General features: G+C 39.9%; 10 protein-coding genes and 1 tRNA gene. 7 read left to right on the top strand and 4 right to left on the bottom strand.

Annotated features, from left to right (window positions below; translation table 11 throughout):
• Positions 1 to 50: 50 nt before the first annotated feature.
• From L0660_RS00170 to L0660_RS00145, 6 genes are all read left to right on the top strand, one after another.
• Positions 51 to 326 carry a DUF3313 domain-containing protein gene (locus L0660_RS00170; RefSeq protein WP_235156747.1) on the top strand — a complete coding sequence of 92 codons (276 nt, stop codon included), beginning with the start codon at positions 51 to 53 and terminating at the stop codon, positions 324 to 326.
• A 28-nt stretch (positions 327 to 354) separates the two neighbouring features.
• On the top strand, positions 355 to 1,671 hold the full coding sequence (locus L0660_RS00165) for a site-specific integrase (RefSeq protein WP_235156746.1): 1,317 nt from the start codon (positions 355 to 357) through the stop codon (positions 1,669 to 1,671).
• A 71-nt stretch (positions 1,672 to 1,742) separates the two neighbouring features.
• Positions 1,743 to 1,979 carry a hypothetical protein gene (locus L0660_RS00160; RefSeq protein ID WP_235156745.1) on the top strand — a complete coding sequence of 79 codons (237 nt, stop codon included), beginning with the start codon at positions 1,743 to 1,745 and terminating at the stop codon, positions 1,977 to 1,979.
• A gap of 135 nt (positions 1,980 to 2,114) precedes the next feature.
• Positions 2,115 to 3,425 (top strand): virulence-associated E family protein, encoded by a 1,311-nt coding sequence (locus L0660_RS00155; protein ID WP_235156744.1) that lies wholly within the window; start codon positions 2,115 to 2,117, stop codon positions 3,423 to 3,425.
• 235 nt (positions 3,426 to 3,660) lie between these two features.
• Positions 3,661 to 4,557 carry a toprim domain-containing protein gene (locus L0660_RS00150; RefSeq protein ID WP_235156743.1) on the top strand — a complete coding sequence of 299 codons (897 nt, stop codon included), beginning with the start codon at positions 3,661 to 3,663 and terminating at the stop codon, positions 4,555 to 4,557.
• Between the two features lie 403 nt (positions 4,558 to 4,960).
• Complete coding sequence (locus tag L0660_RS00145) at positions 4,961 to 5,494, top strand: hypothetical protein (protein WP_235156742.1); 534 nt, start codon at positions 4,961 to 4,963, stop codon at positions 5,492 to 5,494.
• 179 nt (positions 5,495 to 5,673) lie between these two features.
• Here L0660_RS00145 and L0660_RS00140 read toward each other — a convergent pair whose 3' ends face one another.
• The 4 genes from L0660_RS00140 to L0660_RS00125 all read right to left on the bottom strand — a co-directional run bounded on the left by L0660_RS00140 (position 5,674) and on the right by L0660_RS00125 (position 10,489).
• Positions 5,674 to 8,574, bottom strand: coding sequence for an NACHT domain-containing NTPase (locus L0660_RS00140; protein ID WP_235156741.1), 2,901 nt, complete (start codon positions 8,572 to 8,574; stop codon positions 5,674 to 5,676).
• A gap of 313 nt (positions 8,575 to 8,887) precedes the next feature.
• Positions 8,888 to 8,961: transfer RNA gene (locus L0660_RS00135), tRNA-Arg, on the bottom strand.
• 90 nt (positions 8,962 to 9,051) lie between these two features.
• Positions 9,052 to 9,831, bottom strand: a complete 780-nt coding sequence (locus tag L0660_RS00130; protein ID WP_235156740.1) for an enoyl-CoA hydratase/isomerase family protein — start codon at positions 9,829 to 9,831, stop codon at positions 9,052 to 9,054.
• A gap of 19 nt (positions 9,832 to 9,850) precedes the next feature.
• Positions 9,851 to 10,489: a hypothetical protein gene (locus L0660_RS00125; RefSeq protein WP_235156739.1), complete on the bottom strand. Its 639-nt coding sequence runs from the start codon at positions 10,487 to 10,489 to the stop codon at positions 9,851 to 9,853.
• 193 nt (positions 10,490 to 10,682) lie between these two features.
• Here L0660_RS00125 and asnS point away from each other — a divergent pair, with 193 nt between their 5' ends.
• Positions 10,683 to 12,119, top strand: a complete 1,437-nt coding sequence (gene asnS / locus L0660_RS00120; RefSeq protein WP_235156738.1) for an asparagine--tRNA ligase — start codon at positions 10,683 to 10,685, stop codon at positions 12,117 to 12,119.
• Positions 12,120 to 12,150: the final 31 nt, after the last annotated feature.

Here is a 12,150-nt window from a genome sequence, read left to right as displayed (position 1 = left end):
GGTAAAATGAACTATATAGTCCATTTTTGTCGAAACTAATTCTCAAAAGTATGGACACTACTAAGAATTCATTCTCAGCTCTACAAAGAGCAATAGCCCGTTACGAATCAAACGAGGCGTTACAATTTCGACCCACAAAAGTCTTTTACGACAATGTCGGGATTAATCGGATAAGGTTTTGGCAACTAGCTAAGGGGCAAAAAGAGATGCTTGTTTCGGAGGCAAGGCGGCTTTCAACTTATTTCAGAGTTCCGCTTGAAGAATTTCTAAAAAAAGAAAGCCCGGAAACTACTAGTAATAGTCCCGGGCAAAATGCAATGGCTTAATCCTTTCAAAATTAAACTACTACAATCAATGGCAAAGCTAAGAATTTCGAACCTCTCTTATAACATCACCCAGGCAGGAAAACATATACAGAATGGTGGACGGTCTACTCGGTCTACATTCGTTGTTTCGTTTGGGCTAAGGCAAGTGGAAAAGATGCCAATTGACAAGCTTGGCTACGTTTACATGTGGCTTAGGTTTGGCCGCAATAGACTTGCTTTCAGTACAGGTGTCAAAGCATCCCCACGTAATTTCGATCAGAAATCTGCGATTATCAATGGAAATCCAGAAGGGACTATGTCTTTAACTGCATTGAAGCATAAAGCTGAGGCATACGCATCTCAGCTGCAACTTGCTTCTCTCCCTGTCGACTTACAATTGATTAAGGCATCAACGCTAGGTAGTTATATTGAGAACATACCGGGCCTGCTGGAATGCATGAAACAGTTCAATGAAAAGGTAATATTGGAACTATTTCACTCGGGAGATCTGGAAAAAGGCTCTTACGACAAATTGCAGGTATGGCAACGGCATTGTATAAGGTGGATATCAAACAAGTTTGGGACTAATCCGCGTATAGAGGATATCGTTCCCGCTGATGCCATTCAATTTCTATTATGGCTTAAAAATAAATATTCACTTTCTCACAATGTAGCTTGCAGAATTGTTACACACCTTAGAAGAATCCTGAACTATGCAGTTGAAAATGAATGGATTACAAGAAATCCATTCATGAATTATAGAAAAAAACTTGAAAGAAAAAAGAGGGATTTTCTTTCAGAGGACGAAATTGGCTTGCTGCAAAGCGCAACATTTGCTAGTGACGCTTTACACTTGTCCTGTGACTTATTTCTATTTCAAATCTATACTGGCCTGGGTTACAGGGAATTGTTAGACCTTAAACCGAACCACATCTCAACTGTTGATGGAAAATTTTGTATTCTAATTCCGCGTCAGAAAACTAACGTTCTCCAAGTATGTCCGTTGGTCCCGGCAGCACTTGCACTGCTGGCTAAGTACAAGGGTTACTCAGTTTGCAGGGAATATGGCGTCTGTTTTCCTGTCAGAACAAATCAAAAATACAATCAACACTTAAAGCAAGTTGCCTTAGTTCTGGGTATTAGAAAGAGATTGACAACTCACATTGCAAGACATACAGCCGCCACCCATTACTTGAAAGCAGGTGTCCCGGCATTGTCTGTTTCGGCAATGTTGGCACATTCCAATGTCCAAATGACATTGGATCATTACGCGCACATACAGCCCGAAATGGTTGTAAGAGATTTTTCAAGGTTTTTAGGTGATGGTAGTCTAGAAGCTATGACAAAACCGCTTAAAGCCGTATAAACCAGCTATTCAAATAATCGACAATCTGTAAATTTTAACATTTTACTGTAATCACAAAAACCAATATAACCATGGCTAGAATTAAAGACGTTACGAAAGAATGCTTTAAAGCTCTTTACAGCTTCATTGAGACTGAATTTTTTGATAATAGGGAAATGATGGAAGAATTATCACGTAGGGCTTTTAATGCAGAACGAAACGTGATGCTAGAACTAATCAAGCGAGAAGCGGTCGAAAAAGTGCTTACAGAGCGAGTGATTTTATACTCGACTGACGATGTATCAGATGAACTTACAGGTAGTGCTTAACTGATAAACCAAGCGGATTGTACGCAATAAAATAATTAGAAAATTCCCCGGCCTTAAAACGGGGAATTTTCTTAACCAATAGTTTCAAACCTAATTTTAAATGTACGTGGCAAAACGTAACAACAGCGTAAAGATATGAATACCAACAATTTGAACCAAAAGATAAAACAGCCGGAAGAAGGAAAAAGCAATAAAGTAAATGCGATAAGAAAAACTCTGAGATCGCTATATGAATTTCGGTATAACATAGTTACTAAGGAAACGGAATGTCGTGATCTTAAAGGAGATAAGTTCCACACAGTAGATGACAGATTAAAAGCCGATATCCGATTAGATTTACAAGACATAGCAGGCGAGACGGGATTTAAAGGAATACTTGATGATTTACTGAACTCATCGAGATTTGCTATTGACTTTAATCCATTTGAAGATTATTTCGAAAATCTTGATACCTGGCAACCTGGTGATCGAGACTACATTGACGAGCTGTGTAGCTATATTATTGTCAAGGATAAATCAAAGCAACATTGGTTTAACAGAATGCTTCGGAAGCACCTTATTCGTACCGTCGCGTGTGCTCTCAGGAGGATCGAATTTAACAAGCAATGCTTTGTCTTGCTAGGTGGTCAGAATGCCGGTAAAAGTTACTTCATTCGTTTTTTATGTCCACCAGTTTTAGAGAAACAGGGTTACTACAAAGAAAATCCGCCTTTGGATCATAAGGACAGCAATTTAGCTTTAAGCCAAAATTTCATCATAAATATCGATGAGTTACGTGATTTAAATAAAGCTGACGCTAACAAAATCAAGTCACTTTTTTCGCAAGCAGATGCTAAGGTTCGCCCTCATTATGGAACAAAGGATGTTGTCCAGATACGTAGAGCAAGTTTTTTTGGGACAACAAATGACAAAGAATTTCTTTCAGATCCAACAGGGAATGTCCGTTGGATAATCACAGAGATCGACACTATCAATCATGACAACGGTGGTTCGCTTGGATATAAACAGAATGTTGACATTGACAACGTATGGTCACAGGTTTACGCATTGGTCAAAGCAGGAGAAAAAGGCGAGTTAACGAAAGATGAAATGGATCAGGTAGAGCGCCATAACAAAGATTTCCAAAAATCCACCCCGGAGACTGATTTAATCCAAAAGTACTTCGAGCCGTCAGATCCGACAGATAGAGGCGCGCTGGTTGTGACTCCGACCGATATTGAATCCGCTCTCAGCGATATTGTGAGTGGTAAAGTCCGGTTAACTAATGTTAGCATTGGCCGAGCTCTTACCAGTCTTGGTTACAAAAAATACTCTACCAGGCTAAACTCGAATTATCCTGTTTCAAAATATTTCATTCGCCTTAAAAATGATGATCATTTCAAATATTTCGATGTTTCCCATAACAACTTTGATACAACAGAGCTTAAGAGAGCTGTCTTTCAATAGTTTATGTGTAGTAAAGATTAATATTACTCTCATTACTACAAGGTTACTACATACTTAATACAAGTAGGAAATTGGCTGATTGTAGGCAGGTCGTAGTAAGTATTTTGCCGCTAAAAGAAAAGGAATTAAAGCGTTGTAAATGAGGATATTATAATGGTTTGTAGTAATGTATTAAGGTAATCGAGCTAAAAGAATAATTATTCATTTTCAATACCACTGATCGAGGATCACAAATATGAAAAGCCCAAACAAATTTAATGATGAGCAACTAGCGAAAGCACGAAATACACCCATTGCGGACTACTTGAAATCGAGGAATTTTGAACCAGTCGGTCTAGTTGGTGGCGAACTGTTATATCTATCCCCGCTCCGAAATGAAAGTACACCGTCATTCTCTGTAAATGTGAATAAAAATAGTTATACCGATTTTGGAGGAACTGACGATATGAGAGGTGATTCCATCCGGCTAGTTCGCCAAATTGATAAATGCAGCTTCATTGATGCAGTCAAAATATTAACTGGAAGTGATTTTCCAACCTCCAATCCCTTTTCTTTTAGCGGCAAATACAATTCAGACGACCATCAGCGCAAAATAAATATCACCTCTGCTCACGGTCTTCGACATAAGGCCTTGATTAAATATGTTACAAGCCGCGGAATTCTGATAGAGCATGCTTTTCGGTATCTGAGCGAGGTTCATTATGAAATTGAGGGCAAACATTATTTCGCTGTTGGGTTCAAAAATGACAACTCTGGCTTCGATCTAAGGAACGGACTAGGCTTTAAGGGGAAAACGGAAAATGGCATAACCACAATTGACCGGGGGACAAGAGACATTAGCATATTCGAGGGTTTCTTTGATTTTCTGTCTGCACTTCGGTACTTTCAAAAGGTGCAGCCCTCACTCACAACGATCATTCTGAATACGACAAACAACCTAAAACAAGTGTCACCATATATTGGTGAGCACAGTGTCGTGAACTGTTTCCTGGATAATGACAATGCAGGACTTAGGGCTGTTGAAAAACTAAACGAGCAAGGTTTTTCAGTGCGAAACCAATCTGCATTGTTATACCCAAATCACAAAGATTTTAACGAGTTTCTTATTGATACATTCAATAAAAAGCAATAAACGCGTTTTTTGAGCGATTCAATGCAGATTATTGAGCTTTTTTGACCGATAATTCAACCGAAAATAGAGCGATATGGCACCGATAATCAAACCGATAATGGCGCGATTATTATCCGGTTTTTAACGAAATACAGTCACAATGAAGGCAGATAAAACAGATCATAAAACTGACCTTCGGAAAGTAGTCCAATTTATGGGCTACTCTTTTTTGTGCGTGCTTGACCCGGCTTCTACCTGCCCCCGATGATCACACTAATTCCCTGATTGCAAATACTAAAATCCAGTTGAGCATTATCGACATTGTGTAGAAATAGAATGCAAAAAAATATGACACAACATTTTGATAATCAATAGATTATGCCGATATTTACCTTGGTAATTTCAGCTATAATCTATCATTTTCATGGCATACAGCACATTAAAAACGAATTCAATACCATTTACTCCTGCGTTATTTCAAAGACAGGAGGCAGCATACGACCCAAAGGCAACGGATAGAAAGTCATGGCTAAAAAATCAAATTATCAATGTGGAGTTTGGTATATACCAATACAAGGCCACTCTTGATGGACTAGCCTTTGAAGCTGCCCGCCTTGACGGTAAGAGCGATACGGCTGAATGGATGCAAACGGTTGGCATCCTCATTGTAGGCTTAGATATAAAGGGATCAGGTGAAGGTGATGGCGAAAAGATAGCCAAATATTCCAAAGCTGCCGGTGCCGCCATGATTGCAGCAGGCATTGTCATCAATATTTTTGAGAAACGTAAGGATGATAAAAGGTTGAAGCAGATGCGTGATGAAGCCGTTAAGCTAAGTGCCGATTTGCAGCTTTTGGAGGGGTATCGACAACGATACGAGAATGAGGCAATTAAAATGACAATACTGCCAATATTATTGTTTAGTACTGCGGCGTATATATTTTCCGAAAATTACTAATTCAATAAATACACCCACCTTATCTATTGAGATCCATTTCTCGCATAAGTGAAAAGTCAAATTCAAAATAAAGCTCAAAACATAAAAGGGAATAAATCATGATAGTAAATAAGTTAAGGCTATTATATTGTGCTTGCGGAATACAAACCCCTAACTATCACTATTTTCAATTGCCAGTACTACAACCACTTGTTCGGTTCGTCTCCCAAAATTTCAAATAATTTATCATCAATGATGTACTCACTAAATAAATCCCGTAATCTGCTCGTTTTATTCAGACTTTGTATTAGCACCCTCTTAAATCGCTCATCGGCAATGTTCCCATATCTTCTCTCGAAATCTATCTTATTTTGTCTAGGCTTGTGAAATCTCAAGATATAGATGAGAATTAAAACCTGTCCCTCATCCGATACTCCCTTACTTATTAGTTCATTTAATAAGTCTGAATCGAAAACCTTCCGGCCGAAGTAAAAGGATTTGTTAACAACGAAGATTCGACTAACCAGTTCATTAAAGCTAATACCCATTTTCTTAACTTCCTGCAAATTTTGCTCTATACTCGTAAAATTATCACTATCAAATAGGCTGTTAACTATGTAGGTAAAAATAGACACGTACAATGATTGCATAAATACGCTTGGTGACGATTCATAAGCCTGCTTCACACCAAATAATTTAATGTATCTGCCAGCATTTACTATCCAGCTATTTTCTTCTCTGCCACCTAGCAAAAAAATATAATATTTAAAAAGTCGCTCATCCTTTATCATCAGATCTTGAATCGCGACAAGATCTTCCGCTTGGCCAAAATACTTCTTTCTTACTTCCAAGTCCAAGATGTCACTTAATAACTCTATTTTCAATGTAAAAAATAGTATTCTTTCCGACTCGCTAGCCAGAGCCGCAGATATTTTCCTTAAAGAGCCATCTAATATATCCTTATTAATTCCAGCTGTCACCATCTTGTGAAGTTTTTCAAATTCTGGATAAGTTCTATCTTGTGGTATTAAGCCGCGGGCATCAGGATTTGCTTCTGCTATTAAATATGAAATTGTCCTCACAAATATATTATCCTTTAAGGTAGTACTTATATTTTGTAAAGACGGTAGCACGGCGAGCAAGAAATTCAACGATTGATCGCCGTTACCCAATTGTAAAGCGGCTATGTCGTCAACTATCTCATTATCTGCTTGATCTTTGTCAATTAGATTAAGAAGCAATTCTAGAACGATATGCCAAAATGGATTCCCGATATATCGAGTAATCAATTCATCACGTTCTTGTTTTTTATGTTTCTTCTCTATGTTGGTGTAGATGTAATATGCCGTATAATATTCAAGGAAGGTTTTGTGAGTAAAATTGTTGTCAAAATAAATAGATCGTTTAGACGCATAAGTCATAAATTTTTCCGCCGAAACTTCCACAGTATATTCATCAACAAGCCTGAGCTTATTCTGTAAAGAGTTTCCGACTATGTTTTTCGCCCTGTCATAAGTAATCCTGATCTTCGTATCGGTACTTAGTTCGCAGTATTGCCAAAAGGCCAAATCAGCAAACACTGTCTCCTTTCGCTTTAAAATCTCCAAATCTAAATCAATTGTTAACTCTTTGCTTGAATCCCATTTATCTACCAATGTACTAGTACAACTCTTATAAATTTCCAATTTTGACTCTGGCAATTTGAGGTTATTCCTATATAATATTACAATAAGCGAAAGCAAAAGGGGATTACTCAGTAACTCACTATCCAAACCATCCTTCTTGCTTATAAAATCTGAAATTTCTTCATTCCTTGTGATCTCATTATCTTCCTCAACCATGTACCACTTTTCTAGATATGACCTAATTTGGTAGTCGTCAAATTTATCGATAAACACTTCAGAGAATAATTCGTTATCAAACGCAGCCTCTTCGTATCCTTCGATTCTTGACGAGGTAATCGACCTTGTTTCTGGATAATTACGGACAAAGTTTTCAATATCATTTCTAACGCTATTTTTATCAGTCGCATCGAATATCTCATCTAGCCCGTCGAACAAAAACAAGGTCTTCTTATTACGAACAATCTTTTCAATAACACTCTCTAACATACTGCTAACCGCATATTCAGTGTCTAGCACATTTATAAGGTAGCTTAAAATATTTCCCCCATTCTCTTTCTTAAAAGCCAGATACTTGCGCAATTCAATTCGGAATGGCAGGGCATCAAAAATAGATTTAGAATTAAATTCAAGAATATCTTTACTGATAATTGCACAAATTATGTATTTAATTAGGAATGATTTACCACTACCAGGGCTACCCAGCACAACTAAATTTCTATCAACAGAAAATATATCTTCACAACTTAATCTATCATCATTTTCAAGAAGGCTCTCTCGAACTTCTTCACTTATGTTTTTAGTATGATTTTCTGATATTCTAAAATTTGGTTTTACAAATATTTGTTTGAGCTTTTTCCTTCTACCTTTTTTTATTTCCATGTCGACGCCCAAGCCTATGAGAGTAACTTGTGAAAGATTATTTTCGGCATTTTGCAAGTATCTTTCTATGAAGTCATCCTCGTTAAACTTTTCTGTAAAGCGATCTTCCAAAATTTTTCTGATTTCAACCAATTCACCTTTTGATATTGTGGTAATCTCAACCAATGTTTTAATTTCATTTGATATTCCGAGACAGGTCAGATATATCTCCTTGTTGGAAAGTATTAATTGAAAATCCTCCTCCCGAAGCAGATTACTTTTAAGAGTTAGAATGAATTCCGAAACAAAGCCAAGCGGTAGTGTTTGAACATCAAAATGCTCATTGATGACATCTGGATTAGCATTGGCATCAAGAAATAGTAAGTTAACTAATTCCGAAAAAACTTCCTCCTTTTTAAAAAAATGCGCAATACTACCACCTAGTACCTTGGGGTATTTTTTTTGTATTTCTTTGGAAGTTCGCTTAACTACTTTATAAAATTTATCTTTTCGATCAATTTCTATCAATTTGTCCGCAACTATATCAAATCCCTTATCACCTATTTTGATTGCAAGCCATGATCCGAATGCTATGAAGGACGTAGTTATTAATGGCATAATTCCTGATTATTAAAATGATATTGTACCTGCTTTTGATTCAACATAACAGTTGAATATCCACTCCATGCATAAAGTCAGTATTGTACTCAGTTTTCTCCAGTCTTTTCATTTAAGTTCGGAGTACTGCTATTTCTAAGGGAAGCCTTCAAAATATAACTTAGCTGATTCGAATGGAGATATTAGCCGGAGGCTCGTCAATGATTACAACTAAAAGAACTAAAGAATAGAATATACTTTTGTTGTGTAAGCAAGATTTAAACACGACAAAAGCCGCAAAACATGTAGTTATGCGGCTTTTTTTACTTTCCTGTGGTCACGTAGGGATTCGAACCCCAAACCTCCTGATCCGTAGTCAGGTGCTCTATCCAATTGAGCTACGCAACCAATTCCTTAATTGGAGTGCAAAGATAGAAAATGGAGGCGCTTGGAGCAATAGTAGATTGCAAAAAATGCTGAAAAAAAATTTGCAGAATTTTATTTACCCTGAAAATCAGGCTTTTTCTTTTGCAAAAATGAAGAAATTCCTTCCTGGGCGTCGTGGGTTTTGAATAATCTTTCCTGGTTTTCGAGCTCGTGTTGTTGCATTTGAGCCAGATTGGAATGAAAAGATTCGTTCATGACGAGCTTCATGGCGCCGATGGCTTGCGTGGGTGCATCACGGTAGTAAGCAGCGGTCCTCTCGATTTCTGCGTCCAGCTCGTCTGCGGGCACGCATCTGCTGATGAGGCCGATGCTGGCGGCTTCCGGGGCGTAGACTTTTCTGCCGGTGGATGCAATGTCGAAAGCGCGGGCGGCGCCGACCAAGCGAGGCAGGAAGAAGGTAGCGCCGGCGTCGGGCATGAGGCCGATTTGAACAAATAATAAGCTTAAATAAGTGTCTTCACGCGCAATGACGACGTCACAGGCCAGCGCGAGTGAGCACCCCGCTCCTACTGCCAGACCGTTGAGCCTGCAAATCACGGGCTTTGGAATATTCCGGATGGCCTGGATCATAGGGTTATAATATTCCCGCAAAATCTCACCGGCACCCTGCCCTGAGCCTGCGGTTTCTTTCAAATCTGCGCCGGAACAAAATGCCTTGTCGCCCTCGCCGGTGATGATGACGGCGCGAACGGATTCGTCGCTTTCGGCTGCTTTAACGGCAATGGTAATTTCGTTGATCAATGCAGGGCTTAGTGCATGGTAAACCTGCGGCCGGTTCAGCGTGATCCTGACGATGCCACGTGCGTTTTCGAAAATAATGTGCTGGTACATGGCTGTGAAGTGTTTTTTCTCAAAAGAAAAAATAGACGGTGAGGCTACTCACAAAAACACCGCAAATAACGCCGACCAGAATTTGTGCGGGTGTGTGTGCATTCAAATGCAGCCTCGCACTGAGCAGCCAGCCGGCGATCAGGACTGTAAATATCAGTGGAATAAGCAGTTGCGCTTCGTCGTGGCGGATGAGCAGGCCGGTAAGCATGCCTAGGGAACCACCTATGCCGGTTGCGTGGGCGCTGATTTTCCAAAACAGACTAACAACAGTAACAATAAGCAACGAAATCGTGGCCGCACCAAGAATGATCGCAATTTGTGGGGCGAGTTCGGCGATGGGTTGCAATTTCCAGCCAAAAAGATAAGTGGCAATGCCATAGATAATGATACAGGCCAGATAAGGCAGCCTGCGCTCTGCAAGGTCATCGACGTGCATAGTGCTGATAATGCCCATTTTTTGGAAATAATAAACGACCAATGCAGGCGCAATGAATGTGTTCAGAAACAAAAGCAACAACAAGCTGCCCAATGCCGGCAGCTCAAAAGCACTCACGCCGACCAGATCAGGGGTAATGATAAATAAGAGGGCGAACAAATAAGTAGTGAGGATCAGCGGGTGAAATACTACAGATAATATGAGTGCGATTCGATTATTCAAGGCAGAGTGTCTTTAATCCGGATGTAACTGACAAAATTACGCTGAAAACCAGTCTGCACAAGAGTCAGTTCCCGCAGAAAAGTAAGTTAGGCGCGCGGAATAGGTTTTCGTAGGGTAATTTGTAATTTTGCGCCTCATTCGGAAAGCCGGATTCACAAGCATTCAGTAAATATAAGATTGAACCAAAAAGAAAATGGGACCGCTGCAGATTAAAAACATTTTACAGACTTCTCCTGAAAACCAGTCCGTTACAGTAAAAGGATGGGTCAGGACAAAACGTGAGAGCAAAAACGCGATTTTCATTGCGTTGAATGACGGTTCCACCATTCATAATATTCAGGCTGTGGCTGAGCCCGGCCAGTTTTCTGCTGAACTGCTGAGCACGGTTACCACCGGTTCTTGCCTTAAAATCACTGGTCAACTTGTTGAATCACAAGGCTCTGGTCAGGCTGTCGAGGTGAAGATCGACGACATTCTGGTTTACGGAACGGCTGATCCGGAGTCTTTTCCTTTGCAGCCTAAAAAGCATTCACTCGAATTTTTACGCGAAATAGCGCATTTGCGCCCCCGTACCAACACTTTCAGCGCGATCCTGCGCATTCGCCATGCATTGGCTTTTGCGGTGCATCAATATTTCAATGATGGTGGATTTTTCTATCTGCACACGCCCGTTATTACGGCTTCAGATGCGGAAGGAGCGGGTGAAATGTTCCGGGTTACGACATTGGATCTCAATAAGTTGCCAAGAACAGAAGAAGGCGCAATCAATTTTAAAGAGGATTTCTTTGGAAGAGAGGCTAACCTGACGGTTTCGGGCCAGCTTGAAGGCGAGCTGGGAGCGATGGCGCTTTCCAAAATTTATACATTCGGGCCAACATTCCGTGCCGAAAACTCTAATACGACGCGGCATTTGGCGGAATTCTGGATGATTGAGCCTGAAATGGCATTTTTCGAGCTGGAAGATAATATGAACCTGGCAGAGGATTTTGTCAAAAAAGTGATCACTTATGCATTGATCCACTGCAAAGACGATCTGAATTTCTTGCAAAACAGGCTTGCAGAAGAAGATAAGAACAAGCCGCAAAACGAGCGCTCGATCCCGCTCCTTGAAAAACTGAGTTTCGTGGTGGATAATCCTTTCGAGCGCCTTACTTACACGGAGGCCATTGAAATTTTATTAAAATCAAAACCACATAAAGAAAAGAAATTCCAATATCCAGTCGGCTGGGGAATCGACCTTTCCAGCGAGCATGAGCGTTATTTGGTGGAAAAACATTTCAAAAAACCGGTTATTCTTACCAACTATCCGAAGGAGATCAAATCGTTTTATATGAAACTGGACGAGGATGGTAAAACGGTTCGTGCGATGGACGTTTTGTTCCCCGGCATCGGCGAAATCATCGGCGGAAGTCAGCGTGAAGAGGATTATGACAAGCTGCTGGGTCGCGTGAAAGAAGTAGGCATTGATCCCGAAAACCTGTGGTGGTATCTCGAAACACGTAAATTCGGAACCGCACCGCATTCCGGTTTCGGACTTGGATTCGAACGTTTGGTGCTGTTTGTGACAGGTATGAGCAACATTCGGGACGTGATTCCATTCCCACGTTATCCAAAAAGCGCAGAATTTTAATAGAAACTAAAAGATTGGCATACGAGCTATC

The sequence above is a fragment of the Dyadobacter sp. CY351 genome (assembly GCF_021502625.1).
In the GTDB taxonomy this organism is placed as follows: Bacteria; Bacteroidota; Bacteroidia; order Cytophagales; family Spirosomataceae; genus Dyadobacter; species Dyadobacter chenhuakuii.
This window is presented reverse-complemented; position numbering and strand designations above follow the sequence as displayed.